Raw genomic sequence first — 20,319 nt, forward strand, 5'->3', positions numbered from 1 at the left:
GTGAGGACCGGTCTCGGTGCAACGATGGTGCGGGCGGGCAGGCGGCTGTTGTCGTCGCTGCCGGCGCTGTTCGGTGTGCTGGTCTTCACCTTCCTGTTGATGCGCGTGCTGCCCGGCGACCCCGCGGTGTTCTTCGCCTCGGGGCCCAATGCCGGCAAGGAGGAGATCGAGCAGATCCGCAGGCAGATGGGGCTCGACAAATCCGTGCCGGAGCAGCTCGTGTTCTATCTCTCCGACATCGGCCACGGCAATCTCGGCCGCTCCATGATGACCGGGCAGCCGGTGCTGAAGGATTTGCGCGAGCGGTTGCCGGCCTCGCTCGAGCTCACCTTCACCGCCCTCCTGATCGCGCTGATCGCGGCGGTGCCGCTCGGCGTCATTGCGGCGCTGCGGCCGGGATCGATCATCGATCACGGCGTGCGGCTGTTCTGCGCCCTCGGCGTCTGCGTGCCGACCTTCGTCTCGGGCCTGCTCCTGATCTACGTCTTCTACTATCTGTTCGGGTTGGCCCCTGATCCGACCGGTCGGATCGACGTCTTCACCTCGCTGCCGCCGCAGCGCACCGGCTTCTTGTCGATCGACTTCCTGCTCGCCGGCGACTTCGAGGGCTGGTGGGCGGCCTGCAGGCAATTGATCCTGCCGGCGGTCAGCATGGCGCTGTTCGTGATCGCGCCGCTGGCGCGGATCACCCGCGCCTCGATGCTGGTCTCGCTCGGCAGCGATTTCGTGCGCACCGCGCGCTCGGTCGGCTTGTCCTGGCGCAAGGTCGTCGTCACTTACGCGCTCCGCAACGCGATCCTGCCCGTCATCACCATTGCCGGCATCGTGTTTTCGACCATGCTGGGCGCCAACGTGCTGGTGGAGAAAGTGTTCTCCTGGCCGGGCGTTGCCTCCTATGCGCTCGATGCGCTGCTGTCGTCCGACTATGCGCCGGTGCAGGGCTTCGTGCTGCTGATGGCCAGCTTGTTCGTGCTGGTCAATCTCGTCGTGGACATCTGCTACGGCATCGCCGATCCCAGGGTGTCGATCGAATGACCAGCGCAACCCTTCGCCATTCGGTCTGGATCCTGCGCGGCAATCCGCTCACGGCGGTGGCCGCGGCCGGAGTGACGCTGTTCGTCCTGGTCGCGATCTTCGGTCCCTGGATCGTGCCTTATGATCCCGTGGTCTCCAATGTGTCGGAGGCGCTGCAGCCGCCGAGCGCCGCGCATCTCGCCGGCACCGACCAGCTCGGCCGCGACGTGTTCAGCCGTCTCATCATCGCCGCACGGCTCGACCTTGCCATCGCGGTCACCGCGGTCGGCATCTCCTTCGTGATCGGCGCCGTCGTCGGCTCCTTCTGCGGCTACGCCGGCGGACGGCTCGATCGCGCCGTCGGCCGCTTCGTCGACGTGATGATGGCGTTTCCGCTGTTCGTGCTGGCGATGGCGATGGTCGCAGCGCTGGGCAACCGGATCGAGAACATCGTGATCGCGACCGCGATCATCAATCTTCCGTTCTACATCCGCTTCGCGCGCGCCGAGGTCAACGTCCGCCGCAATGTCGGCTGGGTCGAGGCCGCGCGCGCCTGCGGCGAGAGCCATTTCTCGGTGGTGCTGCGCTTCCTGCTGCCGAACATCCTGCCGGCGATGGCGGTGCAGATCTCGCTCAATCTGGGCTGGGCCATTCTCAACGCCGCCGGCCTCTCCTTCATCGGCCTCGGCGTCAAGCCGCCGACGCCGGAGTGGGGCATCATGGTCGCGGAAGGGGCGCGCTTCATCTCGACCGGACGCTGGTGGCTGGTGGCCTTTCCGGGCCTTGCGCTGATGCTGGCGGTACTGTGCTTCAACCTTCTCGGCGACGGCATGCGGGACATTCTCGATCCCCGGATGCGCACATGAGCGAGGAATTGCTCAGGATCGACGACCTCCACGTCGCGTTCTCGACGCGGCGGGGCATGGTCGAGGCCGTGCGCGGCGTGACGCTCACGGTGAAGGCCGGCGAGATGCTCGGCCTCGTCGGCGAGAGCGGCTCGGGCAAGTCGGTCACCGGCTTTGCGACGACGCGGCTGCTCGATGCCGCCGGCCGCGTCACCGCCGGCAAGATCCTGTTCCGCGGGCAGGACGTCACCAAGCTCCGCGGCGATGACCTGCGGCAGCTGCAGGGCGCCGCGATGTCGATGATCTTCCAGAATCCGCGGGCGGCGCTCAATCCGATCCGCGCCATCGGCCTGCAGATCGCGGACGCGATCCTGACCCACAAGCGCATCTCGAAAGAGGCCGCGCGTGCCGAGGCGCTGGACCTCTTGCGCGCCGTTCAGATCCGCGATCCCGAGGCGCGGATGAACGCCTATCCGCACGAGCTCTCCGGCGGCATGTGCCAGCGCGTCATGATCGCGATCGCGATCTCCTGCAATCCTGCGCTGTTGATCGCGGACGAGCCGACCACTGGCCTCGACGTCACCACGCAGAAGGTGGTGATGGATCTGCTGGCAGACATTGCCGCCGCGCGAGGCATGGCCACGATCCTGATCACGCACGACCTCGGCCTCGCGGCGCGCTATTGCCGCCGCATCGCCGTGATGGAGCGCGGCCGCATCGTCGAGGAGGCGAGCCCCGGCATCCTTTTCAGCGCGCCGCAGCACGCCTATACGAGGCGCCTGGTTGCGGCATCGCCGACGGCGACGTCGCGGATCGAGGATCTCGTGACGGAGGAGGAGCGCGAGCGCTACGCACCTATCGTGAGCAAGTCCAGGCGGGAGCCAGCACACGGCACCCCGCCGCTGCTGGAAGTGCGTAAACTGGCAAAACGTTTCGATCAGGGTGCCGCCGCGGTGGCCGACTTCTCGATGACGATGGCGGGCGGCGAGAGCGTCGGGCTGGTCGGCGAATCCGGCTCCGGCAAGAGCACGACCTCGCGCATGATCTGCCGCCTGATCGATCCGAGCGAGGGCGACATCGTGTTCGACGGGCAATCGATCGGACACGTGGCGGCGCGCGATTTCCACCGCTCGCCGTTGCGCAAAGACATCCAGATGGTCTTTCAGGACCCCAACGAGAGCCTCAACCCGCGCTTCTCGGCGTTCGATTGCATCGCCCATCCCTTGATGCGGCTGGGCGGCATGCGCGCGGGCGAAGGCTTGCGCAAACGGGTGGAAGAATGCGCCGAGCGGGTCGGACTGCCGCTCGATCTGTTGCCGCGGTTTCCGCATCAGCTCTCCGGCGGGCAGAAGGCCCGCGTCGGCATCGCCCGCGCCATCGCCTGCCGGCCGCGGCTGCTGGTGCTGGACGAGCCGACCGCCGCGCTCGACGTCTCGGTGCAGGCGGTGGTGCTGCAGCTGCTCGATCGCCTCCGGCGCGAGAACGATATTGCGCTGCTGTTCGTCAGCCACGATCTCAACGTCGTGCGCATGCTGTGCGAGCGGACCATCGTGCTGCGCAACGGCGGCATCGTGGAGCAGGGCGAGAGCCGGGCGCTGTTCGATAATCCAAAGACCGACTACACGCGCAAATTGGTCGAGGCGATCCCGCATATCGAGACCGGGCCGATGCTGGCGGCCGCTCTGTGAGCCCCGAACCCGCATTGCTGGACCGCCAAAGGGTGAGATCCCGCTGGCGAAGCCGCATTTAGTGGCATACCATTTGCTTGCAAATGGGTTCGGTTTCACTTGCCCTTTGCCAATGAACAGCTGGCATCACGGCATTTCTGGGAGGACTTCATGGATCGCAGGACGGTATTGAAGGGACTGGCTGGCGCGGGCAGCCTGGCATTGACGGGCGGCCTGTCGGCCCCGGCGATCGCCCAGGGTGCCGCGGCGCGCACCCTGCGTTTCGTGCCCCAGGCCAATCTCGCCAATTTCGACCCGATCTGGGGCACGCAATATGTCGTGCGCAATGCCGCCGCGATGGTCTGGGACACGCTCTACGGCATCGATTCCTCGTTCCGGCCGCAGCGGCAGATGGTCGAGTCCGAGGAAGTGACCGACGACGGCACCACCTGGACGTTCAAGCTGCGGCCCGGCCTCAAGTTCCACGATGGCGAGCCGGTGCTCAGCAAGGACGTCGTGGCAAGCCTGACGCGCTGGTCGGCGCGCGATCCGATGGGCCTGATGATCAAGGCGCTGCAGCAGGAGCTCACGGCCGTCGACGACCGCACCTTCAAATGGGTGCTGAAGCAGCCCTTCCCGAAATTGCTCTACGCGCTCGGCAAGAACAATTCGCCTTGCAGCTTCATCATGCCGGAGCGCATCGCGCAGACCGATCCGTTCAAGCAGATTTCCGAATATATCGGCTCCGGTCCGCTGAAGTTCGCCAAGAGCGAGTGGGTCCCCGGTGCGAAGGCCGTGTTCGAGAAATTCGCGGACTATTCACCGCGGCAGGAGAAGTCGTCGTGGCTGGCCGGGGGCAAGCAGGTGATGGTCGACCGCGTCGAATGGGTGATCATGCCGGATCCGGCAACGGCGGCGGCCGCGTTGCAGAACGGCGAGATCGACTGGTGGGAGAACCCGATCGCGGATCTCGTTCCGGTTCTGAAGAAGAACAAGAATATCAGCGTCGATATCGGCGATCCCCTCGGCAATATCGGCTCGTTCCGCATGAACTTCCTCTATCCGCCGTTCAACGACGTCAGGGCGCGGCGTGCGGTGCTGATGGCGCTCAGCCAGGAAGACTACATGCGCGCGATCGTCGGCGACGACAATTCGCTGTGGAAGCCGCTGCCCGGCTACTTCACGCCGGATACGCCGCTCTACACTGAAGTCGGCGGCGAGATCCTGAAGGGCAAGCGCGATCTGGACGCCGCCAAGAAGCTGCTCGCCGAGAGCGGCTATTCCGGCCAGCCGGTGACGTGCCTCGTCGCGCAGGACCAGCCGATCACTAAGGCGATGGGCGACGTCACCGCCGACCTTCTCAAGAAGCTCGGCATGAATGTCGACTTCGTCGCAACCGATTGGGGCACGGTCGGCTCCCGCCGCGCACAGAAGACGCCCCCGGGACAGGGCGGCTGGAACATGTTCCACACCTGGCACGCAGGCGCGGATTGCGTCAATCCGGCTCCCTACACCGCCATTCGCGCCAACGGCGACAAGGCCTGGTTCGGCTGGCCCACCAGCGAGGCCACCGAAAAGGAGGTCGCCTCCTGGTTCGAGGCCAAGAACATCGACGAGGAGAAGGCCGCCATGGGCCGCCTCAACAAGGCGGCGATCGATGACGTCGTCTACGCGCCGACCGGTTTCTTCCTGAGCTACACCGCGTGGCGCAAGAACGTCACCGGCGTTGCCAAGGGACCGCTGCCGTTCTTCTGGGGCGTGTCGAAGTCCGCATGATCGTGCGCTGAGGCCAGATGCTCTCCTACATCCTCCGTCGCATCGTCGCGACCTTGCCGGTCATGGCAATCGTCGCGCTGTTCGTGTTCAGCCTGCTTTACATCGCGCCCGGCGATCCGGCCGTGGTGATCGCGGGCGATCAGGCAAGCCCGGAGGATGTGGAGCGCATCCGCCAGAGCCTCGGGCTGGACCGGCCCTTCCTGGTCCAGTTCGGAGGCTGGGTCTGGCGCATCCTGCACGGCGATCTCGGCACCTCGATCTTCACCAACCTGCCGGTGTCGGCGATGATCGGGCAGCGTCTCGGACCGACGCTGTCGCTGATGATCGTCACGCTGCTGCTCACGATCGTGGTGGCGGTGCCGCTCGGCGTGGTGGCGGCATGGAAGGCCGGCAGCCTGATCGATCGCGTCATCATGGGCTTTGCCGTGTTCGGATTCTCACTGCCCGTCTTCGTGGTCGGCTACATGCTCGCCTACATCTTCGCGCTGGAGCTGGAATGGCTGCCGGTGCAGGGCTACACGCCGCTCAGCCAGGGCTTCTGGCCGTGGCTCGAGAACCTGATCCTGCCGGCGATCGCGCTGGGCTGCGTCTATATCGCGCTGGTCGCACGCATCACGCGGGCAGCCATGCTCGAAGTGCTGCAGCAGGACTACATCCGCACCGCCAAGGCCAAGGGCCTCGGGCAGGGCGGCATCCTGTTCATCCACGCGCTGAAGAACGCGGCGGTGCCGATCGTCACCGTGATCGGGATCGGCATCGCGCTCCTGATCGGCGGCGCGGTCGTCACCGAGAGCGTGTTCGCGATCCCCGGCCTTGGCCGCCTCACCATCGATGCGATCCTGCGCCGCGATTATCCGGTGATCCAGGGCATCGTGCTGCTGTTCAGCTTCGTCTACGTCCTCGTCAATCTGATGATCGACGTCGTCTACACGCTCGTTGACCCGAGGATCCGCTATTGACCGACACCACCGTCAACCCGCAATCGCTTCCGGCCGGCCTCGTCCTTGCGCCGCAATTGCCCGAGATCCTGCGGCCGGTCAGGATAAGGCGCGGCTTCGTCGGCCTGCTGCGCGGCCACCCGACGGTCGCGATCGGCGGCGCGCTGCTGCTGACGCTGGTGCTGATCGCGGTCTTTGCGCCTTACCTCGGCACGGTCGACCCGACCGCGCTTGCGCCCGCCAAGCGCACCCGCGCGCCGTCGGCCGATTTCTGGTTCGGCACCGACGTGCTCGGCCGCGACATCTATTCGCGCGTGCTGTACGGCGCGCGGGTTTCGCTGACGGTCGGCCTGTCGGTCGCGATCTTTGCCTCGGCGATCGGCCTTGCCATCGGCATGGTCTCCGGCTTCATCCGCTGGGCCGACGGCATCCTGATGCGGTTCATGGACGGGCTGATGTCGATCCCGCCGATCCTGCTGGCGATCGCGCTGATGGCCTTGACGCGCGGCAGCGTCGGCAACGTCATCCTGGCCATCACCGTCGCCGAGATCCCGCGCGTCTCGCGCCTCGTCCGCAGCGTCGTGCTGTCCTTGCGCGAGCAGCCCTATGTGGACGCGGCCGTGGCCTGCGGCACGCGCACGCCGATGATCATCCTGCGCCACATCCTGCCCAACACGGTTGCGCCGATGCTGGTCCAGGCGACCTACATCTGCGCCAGCGCCATGATCACGGAGGCGATCCTGTCCTTCATCGGCGCCGGCACGCCGCCGACCATCCCGTCATGGGGCAACATCATGGCGGAGGGCCGCGCGCTCTGGCAGGTCAAGCCCTACATCGTGTTCTTCCCGGCGGCGTTCCTGTCCGTCACCGTGCTCGCCGTGAATCTGCTCGGCGACGGCCTTCGCGATGCGCTCGACCCGCGCATGGCCAAGAGTCTTTGATGTTGTCTGTGATGTTGCCTGTGATGGATCGAGGCTGATCGCGATGGCTTTGCTCGAAGTCGAGAACCTCCAGACCCATTTCCGCACGCCCGGCGGCATCAACCGCGCGGTCGACGGGGTGTCCTTCCATGTCAACGAGGGCGAGACGCTCGCCATCGTCGGCGAGTCCGGCTGCGGCAAGTCGGTGACGTCGATGTCCCTGATGCGGCTGATTCCGGAGCCGCCGGGCCGGATCGCAGGCAGCATCCGCTTCGCGGGCAGGGATCTCTTGAGGCTGTCCGACCGCGAGATGCGTGCGATCCGCGGCAACGACATCTCGATGATCTTTCAGGAACCGATGACGAGCCTCAACCCGGTGCTCACCGTCGGGCGCCAAATCCGCGAGACCTTGATGATCCATCAAGGTCTCGACAAGCAGGCGGCGGAGGCGCACGCGGTCGAGATGCTGACCTTGGTCGGCATTCCCGAGCCGAAACGGCGCGTCGGCGAATATCCGCACCAGCTGTCCGGCGGCATGCGCCAGCGCGTGATGATCGCGGTGGCGCTGGCCTGCAATCCGAAGCTCCTGATCGCGGACGAGCCGACCACCGCGCTCGACGTGACAATCCAGGCGCAGATCCTGAAGCTGATGCTGGACCTGAAGAGCCGGGTCGGCGCGGCCATCATCCTGATCACCCACGATCTCGGCGTCGTCGCCGAGATCGCCGAGCGCGTCATGGTGATGTATGCCGGCCGCAAGGTCGAGGAGGCGCCGGTGGCGGAGCTGTTCCGTTCGCCGCGTCATCCCTACACACAAGGTTTGCTTGGCGCGGTGCCGCGGCTCGGCTCCTCGCTGACGGGCACGGCAAGACGGCTTGCCGAGATTCCCGGGCAGGTGCCGGATCTGCGCAAGCCGATCACCGGCTGCGTCTTCGCCGGGCGCTGTGCGCTCGCGACCGATCTCTGCCGCCAATTTGCGCCGGGGCTGGAAGAGAAGGGCCCCCGCCACATCGCCGCGTGCCATTACGCCGCCAAGGGAGCGATCGCGGCATGAGTGTTCCGCTGCTCCAGGTCAACGACCTCAAGAAGCATTTTCCGGTCAACAAGGGCCTCTTCGGGCGACAAACCGAATTCGTCTATGCGGTCGATGGCGTGTCGTTCGAGATCGCGCGCGGCGAGACCTTGTCGCTGGTCGGCGAGTCCGGTTGCGGCAAGTCGACGGTCGGCCGCGCCGTCCTGCGGCTGTTCGACATCACCTCGGGCCAGGTCATCCTCGACGGCCAGCGCATCGACGACGCGCATCCGAGCACGATGCGCCAGATGCGCCGCCGCGTGCAGGTCGTGTTCCAGGACCCGTTCTCCAGCCTCAATCCGCGCATGCGCGTGCGCGACATTCTCGCCGAACCGATCCGCAATTTCGGCCTCGCCAAGTCCGCGCAGGATCTCGAGGTTCGCGTCACATCGCTGATGGACACGGTGCGCCTGCCGCGCGAGGCGCTGAACCGCAGGCCGCACGAATTCTCCGGCGGCCAGCGCCAGCGCATCGGCATCGCGCGGGCGCTGGCGGCCGAACCCGAGCTGATCGTCTGCGACGAGGCGGTCTCCGCGCTCGACGTTTCGGTCAAGGCGCAGATCGTCAATCTGCTGCAGGATCTTCAGAGCGAGTTCGGCCTCGCGCTGCTCTTCATCAGCCACGATCTCGCCATCGTCGAGCACATGACCCACCGCGTGGCGGTGATGTATCTCGGCAAGATCGTCGAGGTGGCGCCGCGCCGCGAGATCTTTGCCGCGCCAAGGCATCCCTACACCAAGGCGCTTCTGTCGGCGGTGCCGCTGCCGGAGCCCGGAGCCCAGCGCAATCCCATCATCCTCAAGGGCGACGTGCCGAGCCCGATCAACCCGCCGAAGGGCTGTCGCTTTCACACCCGTTGCCCGTTCGTGTTCGATCGTTGCCGGAGCGAGGAGCCGACGCTGCGCGCGGCGGGTCCCGAGCAGTGGGTGGCGTGCCACCTGGAAGAAGCTGCGCCGGCAATGAGCAGTTGAAGGGACCTGACGCCAGTCCGCGTCGCGCGCTCACGCCCACGCCTGGGGTGGGCGCTTCGACGGAGGACGGCACTGACATCGGGTGATGATGGCATTATGCCCCTGTTTTGCCCGACGAGTCAAAATCCACCGCCGATTTGGGTCGGCATTGGCCCCGGATCCGAGGCCGTGCGGTGCATCGGAAATTCGTAAGCGAAAACAAGCCCCGTTCTACTGTGCATGGGGTTGTTTTCGCACTTTCGATGAGGGGCTCATCCCTGCCGGCGCAGGAAGCCGGTGATCGTGACCTTGTCCCAGATGCCGGCTGCGGCAAAGGGATCTGCGCGATTGAAGGCCTCGACTTCGGTACGGCTAGGGGCCTCGATCAGGAACAGGCTGCCGATCATGGTCTGGCCGTCGTCGGACACCAGCGGCCCCGACATCACGATCTTGACGCCGAAGCGCGAGGTGTCACTGAGGAAAGCCTTGTGGGCATCGTAATTGGCGAGCCGCGTCGGCAGCGCGCCGGCGCGGTCGACGGCGTGAATGGCGAACAGCATGGTGTCTCCGCTTCTTGGCTTCATTGTTGGGACGGCCGCGGGCTGCGGCCGTCCGGGCTTGCGGTGATCGGGCCGTCTACTTCGCGCTGAGCTTGCCGGCGTCCTCGAAGGTCGGGCAGGTCCGCTGCTCCAGCGGCACGTCGAACGGCCCGTAATTGTCCTTGGTGATCACGGTCGGCTTCAGCACGATCTCGCTGATGACCGGCTGGCCCCGCAAGGAGCGGATCGCCATCATGGTGCCGAGGCAGCCTTGCGCAAATCCGTTGTAGTCGCCGCTGGCCAGCAGCTTGCCGGACTTGATCGCGTCGATCGCCTCCTTGGTGCCGTTGATGCCGATCACCTGCGCCTTGCGGTTGGCGCCGTCGAGCGCCTCGATCGCGCCGACCGCCATGGCATCGTTGGCCGCCAGCACGCCGTCGATCTGCGGATTCGACTGCATCAGATTCTCCATGACTTGGAGCGCCTGGAGCCGCTGATAATTGCCGGGCTGCGAGGCCAAAAGCTTGGCGCCGGGCGCTTCCTTCAGCGCATCGTTGAAGCCGCGGACGCGGTCGACATTGGTCAGCGAGCCCTTGACGCCCTCGATGATGACGATGTTGCCCTTGCCGCCGAGCGTCTTGAGCAGGAAGCGCGCGGTCTCCAGCCCCAGGCTGTAATCGTCGGCGCCGACGAAGGACAGGAACTTGCCGCCGGCGGAACGGTCGGTGATGTTGACGACCGGGATCTTGGCCTCGTTGATCTTCTCGACCCCGGGGACCATCGCCTTGTAGTCGACCGGCGTGAACACGATCGCGCTCGGCTTCTTCACGACGACGTCCTCGATCTGGCTGAGCTGCTCGGGAATCGAGTCCGGCTTGGTCGGGATGTATTGCAGCGTTTTCGCGTTCATCACCTTCGCCATGTTGTCGGCGCCGACCCGCACCGTCTGGAAGAACGGGTTGGTCTGGTTCTTGGTGAAGACCGCGATGGTTTCGCCGTCGGCGCGCGCTCCGGTGGTGAACGCAGCCGCCATCAGCAGCGGCAGCGCCAGATAGCCCAGTGTCTTTTTCATGTTGCCTCCATCCCTCATTTTGCTTGTTGGATCTCTAGATGCTCATTGCGCGCGGCGGCGGGTCTTCATGTCGAGCCAGACCGCGAGAATGACGATGATTCCGGTGACGAGCGGCTGCCAATTGGCGCTGACCGACAGCAAGTTCATGCCGTTCAGCACCAGGGTCAGGATCAGCGCGCCGATGAAGGTGCCGAACACGGTGCCGACGCCGCCGAACAGCGAGGTGCCGCCGATCAGCACGGCCGCAATCGCCGGCAGCGTCAGGCTTTCGCCGATGTCGGCTTCGGCTGAATTGAGCCGCGACAGGAAGATGATCGAGGCGAGCCCCGCCATGGTGCCTGAGACCGCGTAGACCAGCAACAGGCGGCGTGCGACCGGAATGCCGGAGAGCCTTGCTGCGACCGGATTGGCGCCGATCGCATAGATCTCCTGGCCCCAGACCGTGCGCTGGGCGAAGAACGTCCCGATCCCGAGGAAGACCAGCAGCAGGTAGACCGGAATGGGCAGGCCGAACAGATAGCCGCTGCCGATCTGGCGAAAGCCGGCCGGGAAGCCGTGCAGGGTCTCACCCGCCATGTACCAGTAAGTGAGGCCGTTCAGCACCCAGAGCATGCCATAGGTGGCGATGAAGGACGGAATGCGGAGCGCCGTGACCATGACGCCGTTGATGAGGCCGACGAGACCGCCGCAGGCAAGCCCGGTGAGGATGCCGAGCGCCGGCGAGCCGGTCGTGTGGATCACGGTGCCGGCAATGCAGGCCGACAGCGCGACATTGGCGCCGACGGAGAGATCGAGGCCGGCGGTCAGCACCACCAGCGTCAGGCCGGAGGCGATGAAGAAGGTCAGGCTCGCTTGCCGGAGCACATTGAGGATGTTGCCGAGCGTCAGGAAGGAATCGCTGAGCACGGCGAGCACTGCGCAGATCAGGAAGGCCGCGAGCAGGCGATAGAACAGTTGGACCGCGTCCTGCGACAGGAAGGAGCGGGGCGGGGCGATGGCGCCCTTGGTGATGTCGGTCATGTGCGGCTCCTGAGGCCGTCGAGGAACAGGGCAAGGATGACGAGCACGCCCACGCTGGCGACCTGTACCGAGGAGGGCAGCGAGATCAGGTTCAGGCCGTTGCGGAGCACGCCGACGGAAAGGACCCCGAGCAGGGTGCCGAGCAGCCAGCCATTGCCGCGCTCGAACGAGGTGCCGCCGACGGCGACGGCCGCGATGGCATCGAACTCGAGCCCGAGGCCGGCGGTGGGATGGCCGGAGTTCATGCGTGCGGTCATCAAAAGGCCGGCGATGCCGGCCATGGCGCCGCCGATCGCATAGACCGCGATCAGCAGCTTGTTGGGCGAGAGGCCGGCATAGCGCAACGCCTCGCGGTTGCCCCCGAGCGCGAAGATGTAGGTGCCGAACCGGGTGTGATAGAGCAGGCCGTGAAAGACGGCATAGGTGACCAGCGCCATCACGATCGGCACCGGAATGCCGAGCAGCGTCGCCGAATAGATGTCGCGCACGCTGTGGGGAATGCCGACAACGCTCTGGCCGTCGCTGACGATCAGTGACAGGCCTTGCGCCATGCCGAGCGTGCCGAGGGTCGCGACGAAGGGGGGAATGCCTGTTATGGCGACCAGCCAGCCGTTGGCGACGCCAAAGGCGGTGCCGACCAGAAGGCCGGCACCGAGGCCCAGCAGCATCGACTTGGTCGCAAGCGAGACGATCGCGACGCAGAGCGAGGTCAGCGTCAGCACCGCGCCCATCGACAGGTCCAGCCCCTCGGTCATGATAATCAAGGTCATGGGCAGCGCGAGCATCAGCAGGATGGTGGACTGCACCAGCACGTTGGAAAGATTGGCGACCGACAGGAAGCCGGGCGCAATCGCGCTGAACAGCGCGATCAGCAGCACCAGCACGATGGCGACGCCGGGGATGCGCTGCAGTGGATTGGGCTGTGAGATGACCGCGGCTTCACGCATGATGCATCCCCAGTCGCACGATGTTCTCCTCCGTCAATTCGTTGCGCGTCAGATGCCCGGCGATGCGCCCCTCGCGCATCACATAGGCGCGGTCGCAGACATGGCAGATCTCGACCTGCTCGGACGAGATCATCAACGCCGCCGCGCCGTCCGCGACGAGGCGGTCGATCAGCGCGAAGATTTCCGACTTGGCGCCGATGTCGATGCCGCGCGTCGGCTCGTCGAAGATGAAGAGCTTCGAGCCGGCGGCCAGCCATTTGCCGATCACGACCTTCTGCTGGTTGCCGCCCGACAGCAGGCCGACGGTCTGGCGTGCGCTCGGTGTTGCGATACGGAGCTGCCGGATCAGGCCGTCGGCGGCACGCTGGGCCGAGCGCTGGTCGAACAGCCCGCTCGGGAACAGCTTTTTCAGCGCCGACACCACCAGATTGTCGCTGACGGATCGCAGCAAGGCGAGGCCTTCGCTCTTGCGGCTCTCCGGGATCAGCGCGATACCGCGGCGGGCGGCGAGGTCGGGCTCGCCGGACATGCTCTTGCCGTCGAAGATGATCTCGCCCGATGTCACGGGATCGGCGCCGAAGATGGCGCGGGCGACCTCGCTGCGGCCGGAGCCGACCAGCCCGCACAGCCCGACGATCTCGCCGCGGCGCACCTCGATGTTGATGTCGGAGATTCCCGTCGACGCGCTCAGGCCCTTGACCTCGAGCAGCACCTCGCCGGGCTTGTCGGCAAAATGGCGCGGATAGGTCATGTCGACGTTGCGGCCGACCATCATGCGGACCAGCTGGTCCGGTGTGACATCGGCGGGACGGACGCCATCGATGCGGCGGCCGTCGCGCAGCACGGTGATGCGATCGCCGAGTGCGAACACCTCGGCCATGCGGTGCGAGATGTAGACGATCGAGACGCCGTCGGCCTTCAGCCGCCCGATCAGCGCGAACAAGAGCTCGGTCTCGCGGTCGGACAGCGCCGCAGTCGGCTCGTCCATGACGAGGATGCGGGCGTTCTGGCTGATCGCTTTGGCGATCTCGACCATCTGCTGCTGGGCGACGCCGAGCTTGTCGACGGTGGTGGCAGGATCGATGTCGAAGCCGATGGTATCGAGCACGCGCCTTGCGTCGGCCAGGATCCTGCGGCGGTCGATCGTGCCGGGAATGCGGCCCTTCGGCTCGCGCCCCAAGAAGATGTTCTGGGCGATGTCGAGGTGGGGGACCAGCGAGAATTCCTGGAAGATCACGGCAATGCCGAGCTTCTGCGCATCCGCGGTCGATGAGATCGCGACCGGTGCGCCGTTGTAATAGAACTCGCCGGCGTCGGCGCGGTAGGCGCCGCACAGCACCTTCATCAGGCTCGACTTGCCGGCGCCGTTCTCGCCCAGCAGCATATGGACTTCGCCGGGATAGACGGCAAAGGACACGTCGTCGAGCGCCTTGACGCCGGGAAACTCCTTGCTGATGCCGCGCAGCTCCAGCAGCGGCGTGGGCGCGGTGACCTCGATCGGGAGCGCGTCGCTCATGTCTTGGCTTCCCTCGCAAAGATCTTTCCGGGGTTCATCAAGCCGTTGGGATCAAGCGCCGCCTTGATCGATCGCATGACGTCGACGGCCTCGCCGAGCTCATCGGTGAGATAGTCGATCTTGCCGAGCCCGATGCCGTGCTCACCGGTGCAGGTGCCGTCCATGGCAATGGCACGGGCGACCATGCGCGCCTGCAGCGCCTTGGCGCCTTCGGCCTCCTCGGGCTTCGTCGGATCGATCAGGATCAGCATGTGGAAATTGCCGTCGCCGACATGGCCGACGATCGGCGCGGTAAAGCCGTGCGCGTCGGCGTCGCGACGCGTCTCGGTCAGGCATTCCGCCAGCCGCGAGATCGGCACGCAGACATCGGTGATCACGGCGCGGGCGCCGGGCCGCAGGCCGAGGCCCGCATAGAGCGTGTTGTCGCGGGCATGCCAGAGCCGGCTGCGGTCTTCCTGTGCCTTGGCCCAGGCAAAGCCGTGGCCGCCATGGTCGGCGGCAATCGCCTGCGCGGCCTCGGCCTGCTCGGCGACCGAACTCTCGGAGCCGTGGAACTCGAAGAACAAGGTGGGCGCCTCGCGATAGCCGAGCTTGGCATAGGCATTGATGCCGCGCATCATGACGTCGTCGAGCAGCTCGATGCGCGCCACGGGAATCGCGGACTGGATCACGGAGATCGCGGTATCGACGGCATCGTGCAGGGTGTTGAAGCTGCACACCGCGGCCGAGATCGCCTGCGGCACCGGGTGTACCTTCAGCGTGATCTCGGTGATGACGCCCAGCGTGCCTTCGGCACCGACGAACATGCGCGTCAAATCATAGCCGGCGGCCGATTTGCGTGCGCGCCGCGCGGTCCGGATCACGCGGCCGTCGGCCAGCACGATTTCGAGCGCCATGACATTGTCCTTCATGGTGCCGTAGCGCACCGCCATGGTGCCGGAGGCGCGCGTTGAGGTCATGCCGCCGATCGAGGCATCGGCACCGGGATCGATTGGGAAGAACAGGCCGGTGTTGCGCAGCTCGGCATTGAGCTGCTTGCGCGTGATGCCGGGCTGCACCACAACGTCCATGTCGCTGTCGTGCACGGCCAGCACCTTGTTCATGCGCGCGAAGTCGAAGCAGACGCCGCCGGCGACCGCGGCTGCATTGCCTTCCAGCGAGGTGCCGGCGCCGAACGGGACGATCGGCATGCCCACGCCGGCGCAGAGCTTGACGATGTCGGCGACCTCCTGCGTGGTCTCAGGGAAGACCACGATGTCGGGCGGCAGGCTCTGGTAGTGCGACTCGCTCTGTCCATGCTGATCGAGCACGCCGCGCGCGACGCTCGCGCGCGAACCGATCATGCCGGTGAGGCGCTCGGCCAACATGCCCGTGCTGATCCGCGGTCCCATCCTAAAGCTCCACTCCCTGTTTTGCGGACTCTTGTCGGTCCGTCGTCGAGCTTAAGCGGCTCTTGCGTTACTTGCGACCTGCTTCAGGCCGAAATCATAGTTGAGATGAAAATAGTCGTGCTCCACCATGCGACCATCCGGCGCACGGCCGGCGGGATGACGGACGAATTCGCGGATCAGGCTGTCCTTGACGCCGAACACCACGTCGCTGTCGAGATATTGGTCGCCGGCAACGAACACGTGCGTCACGAGCTGCTCGAAACCTGGCGCTGAGATCATGAAGTGCACGTGCGCCGGGCGCCAGGGATGGCGTCCCTGCACCTCCAGCATCTCGCCGACCGGCCCGTCATGCGGAATCGGGTAGGCGGCCGGCTTGATCGACCAGAAATGGAAGCGGCCGTTGGCGTCGGTGTGGAAGCGCGCGCGCATCGCGAGATCGCCGATCTTGTCGAGCTGCTGCACGTCGTAATAGCCGTCGTCGTCGGAGTGCCAGACGTCCACGATGGCGCCGGCGAGCGGCTTTCCGTCCACGGTCGAGACCGAGCCGGTGACCAGCATCGGATCGCCTTCCATCGGTCCGGAGATGTCAGCGCCGCTGTCCTTCTCCGGCGCGGCCTGGACGAAGAACGGTCCGAGCACCGTGGTCTCGGTCGCGCCTTCGGGCACCGGATGGTTGATGGCATCGACCAGCATGGAGACGCCGAGCGTGTCCGACAGCAGAATGAATTCCTGGCGCTTGTCGGTGCACATGTGCCCGGTGCGGGTCAGGAAGTCGATGCCGTACTCCCACTCCTTCTGGGTCGGCCGCACCTCGCGGACGAAGGCGTGCAAGTGCCGCACCAGCGCTTCGCTCACCTGCTTGATGCGCGGATCGGTCGCGCCCGCGATCCGCTCCAGAACGGCGTCGGTGATGGTGGTCTCGTTGAAGTTACGCATGTGAATCTCCGCGATCAGAGTTTTGGCTCGCCGAGGCCGGACAGCCGTTCGAGATGCTTGACGGTCGCAATGAAGTCGGTGTCGCCGTCGCCCTGTGCGACGAGCGAGCCGTAGGTCTCGCGCACTTGCGCGGCGAGCTGCAGCGGTACGCCGACAGCATGGCCCGCGCCGAGGATCAGGTCGAGGTCCTTGGCCATCTGCTTGCAGGAGAAGGTGGACTCGAAGTCGCGGGTCCGCAGCGGTGCGGTTTTGTACTTGACCATGGGGGAGGCCACCGCGCTGTCGTCGAGTACCTTCAAGATATCCTGCCAGGCGATGCCGCCCTTGCGCGCCAGCGCCAGGCTCTCGGCCATCATCGCGGCTGACACCGCGATCATCAGGTTGACCGAGAGTTTTGCGTAACGCGCTTCCTCGGCGGGACCGAGATAGGTCTGGGCGCGGGTGAAGGCGGTGAACAGCGGCTTGGCGCTCTCGAAGACGTCCTTTGGACCCGAGACGAAACAGGTCAGCGCGCCGGTGTGAACGATGCTGGCATTGCCGGAGACCGGCGAGCGCAGATAGGCGATGCCGCGTGCCTGTGCGGCAGCTGCAACCTCGGTGGAAGCCTCGACACTCACGGTGCTGGTTTCGATGAGAGCGGCTCCGGGCATCATCGCGGCAATGATGCCGGTGGGACCGAGCAGCGCGCCGCGCAGGGCAGCGTCGTCGGGCAAGGAGGTGACGACAGCCGCCTTGCCGCTCACGGTCTCGGCCGGCGAAGCCGCGATCGCAATGCCTTGCGCACGTGCCTCGCTGATCCGCGCCGCGTTCTGATCGAACGCGGTGACGGCGTAGCCCGCCTTGGAGACGAGGACCGACATCGGCAGGCCCATCTTGCCGATGCCAATGAAAGCAACATTCTTCGAAGCGTCAGTCATTGTTGTTGTCCGTTGGCGCCGTCAGGCAGCGCGTCCCTGTCGTTCGATATCCTGCACAAGCCGCCGGCCGGATTGCGCCAGCAGCTGCTTCTTCTCCTCCAGCCCGTCACACAGCAACCGGCCATTCCGCTTCTTCCAGGCGCCGTTGATCATGACGGCCTCGATATTGGCAAGGCTCGTCTGCATCACGACGGTTGCGACGGGATCGTGCACCGGAAGGAGATTGAGATCGGAGGCATTGATGACGACGAGGTCGGCGAGCTTGCCCGGCGTCAACGAGCCGATCTGGCGCTCGCGGCCGAGCATCCGGGCGCCTTCCGTCGTGATCCAGCGCAGCGCTTCGCGGAGTGGGATAGTGGTGGTAGCTGGAATGGTGCCGCTCACTTTACGCGATTCCGCATTATCGAGCGCCCGCTGCATCGACAACGCAACGCGCGCGGCGGAGAAGAGATCGCCGGCCAGCACGGATTCCAGGTCGATGCCGACGGTCGGTCGCACGCCGCGCTTCAGTAGGCGGCCGGTGATCGGAAAGCCATGGCCTTGGATCATTTCGTTCTCGGGTGTCACCGAGAAGGACACGCCGAGATCGACCATCCGGTCCAGGAGTTCATCAGGCAGATCATTGCCATGGACGATGTTGATGCCGGGGCCGACGAGACCGGCCGCGAGCAGCTTCTCCCAGCCGCCGGGCGTCTTGGCCGGGCCGCCGCCCTGATGCATCGATGCGATCAGGTTCAGCTCCCGCGCCAGGCGGAAATCGTGCATGGCGACGTCGAGCGTCGAATAATGCGGGCCGAGAATGGCGAGGCCGAGCGTGACGAGCCCGTCGCGGTCGGCGAGGGGGCCTGTCAGCAGCCGCTCGACCTCGCGGCGCGGATGCGGCACTTCCGAGAAATGCGGCTCGCCCGGCTTCGGCTCGGGTTTCGGCGAGCCGTGGAAGAACGCGGCGCGGATGCCGCTCTCGATCAAGCCGCGCACGGCGGCGTCGGTATGATCGGGCGTCGGGTTGTTATGGCACCAGTCGACCAGCGTGGTGACGCCGTAATTGATCTGGTTCAGCGCGCCGACGAGGGTTGCGATGTAGATGTCGTCGGGCCGGAACACGGTGGCAAGGCCCGCATGCATGCGGCGGAAGTATTCCAGCAGCGTCCAGTTGGCGGCAAAGCCGCGCAAGCCGGTCTGCCAGGTGTGCATATGCGCGTTGATCAGGCCGGGGATGACGATGCGGCCCGTTCCGTCAATGACCTCCGTTTCGGCCGCGACCTCGATCGATGGCCGCACGTCGGCGATCCGGCTGTCTTCGACCAGCACATCGCCGGTCGAGAGATCGCCGATCGCGTCATCCATGCTGATGACAATGGCCGATCTGATCAGCGTGCGCCGCATCGCCTCACGCCGCCGCTTTCACAGCGCTTGGCGGCTCGCCCGCCCAGGCGCGTGCAATCAAGTCGCGAATGGCGCCACGCTCGAGCGGGCGCGGGTTCCAATAGGCATTGGTGACGGCGAGATCGGCCGCCTTGTCGATGCCGCTCTCGGGCATGCCGACGTCGCGCAGCGCGAGCTTTGCCCCCAGTTGCTTGGCGAGGTCGTAAAGTCCCTGCGATGCGTCGGCCGCGCCGATCGCGCGGGAGATGCGCGCCATCGCATCGGGTACAGCCGGTGCATTGTAGGCCAGCGCGTGCGGCAGCACGATCGTATGCGTCTCGGCATGCGGCAGATCAAAAGTGCCGCCGAGCGTGTGACAGAGCTTGTGATGCAGCGCCATGCCGACTGTGCCGAGGCAGACGCCGCACAGCCATGCACCATAGAGCGCCTCAGTGCGGGCCTCGCGATCGTCGCTCTTGGCGGCAATCGCGGGCAAAGCGCGCGCCAGCGCACGGATGCCTTCTTCCGCCATCAGCGACGTCACAGGATTGGCATCGCGGGCGTAGAGCGCCTCGACCGCATGCGCGATCGCGTTGATGCCGGAGGTGGCGGCCAAGCTTGCCGGCAGCGTCAGCGTCAGGTCGACGTCGTAGATCACGGTCTCCGGCAGCACGGCCGCATCGCGCACCGTGGTCTTCAGCCCGTTCTCGGTCTGGCCGACGATCGGCGTCATCTCCGAGCCGGCATAGGTGGTGGGAATACAGAGCTGGTTGATCCCGGTGCGCAACGCCAGCGCCTTGCCGAGGCCCGTGGTCGAGCCGCCGCCGAGCGAGACGACGCAATCGGCCTCGCACGCCTTCATCGCCGCGAGCGCGCGTTCCGTGACCTCGACCGGCGTGTGCATGGTGGCGCCGGAAAAGATGCCGGCATAGAGCGGACCGAGCGCGGCCCCCAGGCTCTTGCCCTGCGCCTCCTGCTGCGGCGTCGTCAGCACCAGCGCACGCTTGCCGCCGAGCCGCTCGACCTCGGCCTTGGCACAGGCAAGCGTGCCGCTGCCGAACACGACGCGGCAGGGCAGGTTTTCAAAGGTGAACGAACCGATCATGCGCCGGTCTCTTTGATGGGATAATCGACCTGGAAGCGCCCGATCCGCAAGTCGCCCAGTGCCTCACGCACGCGCAGATGCTCCGGGTGCTTGGCATAGGCGGCGAGCGCGGCTTGGTCGGTGAATTCGGAGAACAGCACGACGTCGCAGGCGTAATCGACCCCGCTGACGTCCATGCCGACTTCGATATGGGTGAGGCCGTCGATCCGGCCCTTGAGGCCCTCGAACAGGGTCTTGACCTTGAGCCGGGCGGCGGAGCGCTCCGCAGGGGTCTCCCCGCGCAGCCGCCACATCACGATGTGCCTGATCGGGCCCGACATTTCCTGATT

Annotated in this window: 19 protein-coding genes; 8 read left to right on the forward strand and 11 right to left on the reverse strand. The window is 66.0% G+C overall.

Annotated features, from left to right (window positions below; genetic code table 11):
- The 8 genes from BDOA9_RS17740 to BDOA9_RS17775 all read left to right on the forward strand — a co-directional run bounded on the left by BDOA9_RS17740 (position 1) and on the right by BDOA9_RS17775 (position 9,203).
- Positions 1–1,035 carry an ABC transporter permease gene (locus tag BDOA9_RS17740; RefSeq protein WP_025035302.1) on the forward strand — a complete coding sequence of 345 codons (1,035 nt, stop codon included), beginning with the start codon at positions 1–3 and terminating at the stop codon, positions 1,033–1,035.
- On the forward strand, positions 1,032–1,880 hold the full coding sequence (locus BDOA9_RS17745) for an ABC transporter permease (RefSeq protein ID WP_025035303.1): 849 nt from the start codon (positions 1,032–1,034) through the stop codon (positions 1,878–1,880). The genes BDOA9_RS17740 and BDOA9_RS17745 overlap by 4 nt, the downstream gene beginning before the upstream one ends.
- Positions 1,877–3,547 (forward strand): nickel ABC transporter ATP-binding protein NikE, encoded by a 1,671-nt coding sequence (gene nikE / locus BDOA9_RS17750; RefSeq protein ID WP_025035304.1) that lies wholly within the window; start codon positions 1,877–1,879, stop codon positions 3,545–3,547. The genes BDOA9_RS17745 and nikE overlap by 4 nt, the downstream gene beginning before the upstream one ends.
- A gap of 150 nt (positions 3,548–3,697) precedes the next feature.
- A complete protein-coding gene (locus BDOA9_RS17755) occupies positions 3,698–5,302 on the forward strand; it encodes an ABC transporter substrate-binding protein (RefSeq protein WP_025035305.1) in 1,605 nt (534 codons plus the stop codon).
- A gap of 17 nt (positions 5,303–5,319) precedes the next feature.
- The gene (locus tag BDOA9_RS17760; protein ID WP_025035306.1) at positions 5,320–6,261 is read left to right on the forward strand and encodes an ABC transporter permease; all 942 of its coding nucleotides are present in this window, start codon (positions 5,320–5,322) and stop codon (positions 6,259–6,261) included.
- Positions 6,258–7,181 (forward strand): ABC transporter permease, encoded by a 924-nt coding sequence (locus tag BDOA9_RS17765; protein ID WP_025035307.1) that lies wholly within the window; start codon positions 6,258–6,260, stop codon positions 7,179–7,181. The genes BDOA9_RS17760 and BDOA9_RS17765 overlap by 4 nt, the downstream gene beginning before the upstream one ends.
- A gap of 43 nt (positions 7,182–7,224) precedes the next feature.
- Positions 7,225–8,214, forward strand: coding sequence for an ABC transporter ATP-binding protein (locus BDOA9_RS17770; protein ID WP_025035308.1), 990 nt, complete (start codon positions 7,225–7,227; stop codon positions 8,212–8,214).
- Positions 8,211–9,203 carry an ABC transporter ATP-binding protein gene (locus BDOA9_RS17775; RefSeq protein WP_025035309.1) on the forward strand — a complete coding sequence of 331 codons (993 nt, stop codon included), beginning with the start codon at positions 8,211–8,213 and terminating at the stop codon, positions 9,201–9,203. Before BDOA9_RS17770 ends, BDOA9_RS17775 begins: the two co-directional genes overlap by 4 nt.
- 251 nt (positions 9,204–9,454) lie before the next feature.
- On the opposite strand, the gene BDOA9_RS17780 is transcribed toward BDOA9_RS17775, so the two are convergent.
- The 11 genes from BDOA9_RS17780 to BDOA9_RS17830 all read right to left on the reverse strand — a co-directional run bounded on the left by BDOA9_RS17780 (position 9,455) and on the right by BDOA9_RS17830 (position 20,310).
- Positions 9,455–9,742 carry a YciI family protein gene (locus BDOA9_RS17780; RefSeq protein WP_025035310.1) on the reverse strand — a complete coding sequence of 96 codons (288 nt, stop codon included), beginning with the start codon at positions 9,740–9,742 and terminating at the stop codon, positions 9,455–9,457.
- A gap of 76 nt (positions 9,743–9,818) precedes the next feature.
- Positions 9,819–10,793, reverse strand: a complete 975-nt coding sequence (locus BDOA9_RS17785) for a sugar ABC transporter substrate-binding protein (RefSeq protein ID WP_025035311.1) — start codon at positions 10,791–10,793, stop codon at positions 9,819–9,821.
- A 42-nt stretch (positions 10,794–10,835) separates the two neighbouring features.
- Complete coding sequence (locus BDOA9_RS17790) at positions 10,836–11,813, reverse strand: ABC transporter permease (RefSeq protein ID WP_025035312.1); 978 nt, start codon at positions 11,811–11,813, stop codon at positions 10,836–10,838.
- A complete protein-coding gene (locus tag BDOA9_RS17795; RefSeq protein ID WP_025035313.1) occupies positions 11,810–12,760 on the reverse strand; it encodes an ABC transporter permease in 951 nt (316 codons plus the stop codon). Before BDOA9_RS17795 ends, BDOA9_RS17790 begins: the two co-directional genes overlap by 4 nt.
- Positions 12,753–14,276 carry a sugar ABC transporter ATP-binding protein gene (locus BDOA9_RS17800; RefSeq protein ID WP_025035314.1) on the reverse strand — a complete coding sequence of 508 codons (1,524 nt, stop codon included), beginning with the start codon at positions 14,274–14,276 and terminating at the stop codon, positions 12,753–12,755. Before BDOA9_RS17800 ends, BDOA9_RS17795 begins: the two co-directional genes overlap by 8 nt.
- On the reverse strand, positions 14,273–15,667 hold the full coding sequence (locus tag BDOA9_RS17805; protein ID WP_025035315.1) for an FAD-linked oxidase C-terminal domain-containing protein: 1,395 nt from the start codon (positions 15,665–15,667) through the stop codon (positions 14,273–14,275). Before BDOA9_RS17805 ends, BDOA9_RS17800 begins: the two co-directional genes overlap by 4 nt.
- A 51-nt stretch (positions 15,668–15,718) precedes the next feature.
- Positions 15,719–16,603 (reverse strand): intradiol ring-cleavage dioxygenase, encoded by an 885-nt coding sequence (locus BDOA9_RS17810; RefSeq protein ID WP_025035316.1) that lies wholly within the window; start codon positions 16,601–16,603, stop codon positions 15,719–15,721.
- Positions 16,604–16,617: 14 nt separating this feature from the next.
- Positions 16,618–17,520, reverse strand: coding sequence for an NAD(P)-dependent oxidoreductase (locus BDOA9_RS17815; protein ID WP_025035317.1), 903 nt, complete (start codon positions 17,518–17,520; stop codon positions 16,618–16,620).
- A 21-nt stretch (positions 17,521–17,541) separates the two neighbouring features.
- Positions 17,542–18,906 (reverse strand): amidohydrolase family protein, encoded by a 1,365-nt coding sequence (locus BDOA9_RS17820; protein ID WP_025035318.1) that lies wholly within the window; start codon positions 18,904–18,906, stop codon positions 17,542–17,544.
- Between the two features lie 4 nt (positions 18,907–18,910).
- On the reverse strand, positions 18,911–19,990 hold the full coding sequence (locus BDOA9_RS17825; RefSeq protein WP_025035319.1) for a maleylacetate reductase: 1,080 nt from the start codon (positions 19,988–19,990) through the stop codon (positions 18,911–18,913).
- On the reverse strand, positions 19,987–20,310 hold the full coding sequence (locus BDOA9_RS17830) for a Dabb family protein (RefSeq protein WP_025035320.1): 324 nt from the start codon (positions 20,308–20,310) through the stop codon (positions 19,987–19,989). The genes BDOA9_RS17825 and BDOA9_RS17830 overlap by 4 nt, the downstream gene beginning before the upstream one ends.
- Between the last annotated feature and the right edge of the window lie 9 nt (positions 20,311–20,319).

The sequence above is a fragment of the Bradyrhizobium sp. DOA9 genome (assembly GCF_000617845.2).
Taxonomy (GTDB): Bacteria; Pseudomonadota; Alphaproteobacteria; order Rhizobiales; family Xanthobacteraceae; genus Bradyrhizobium.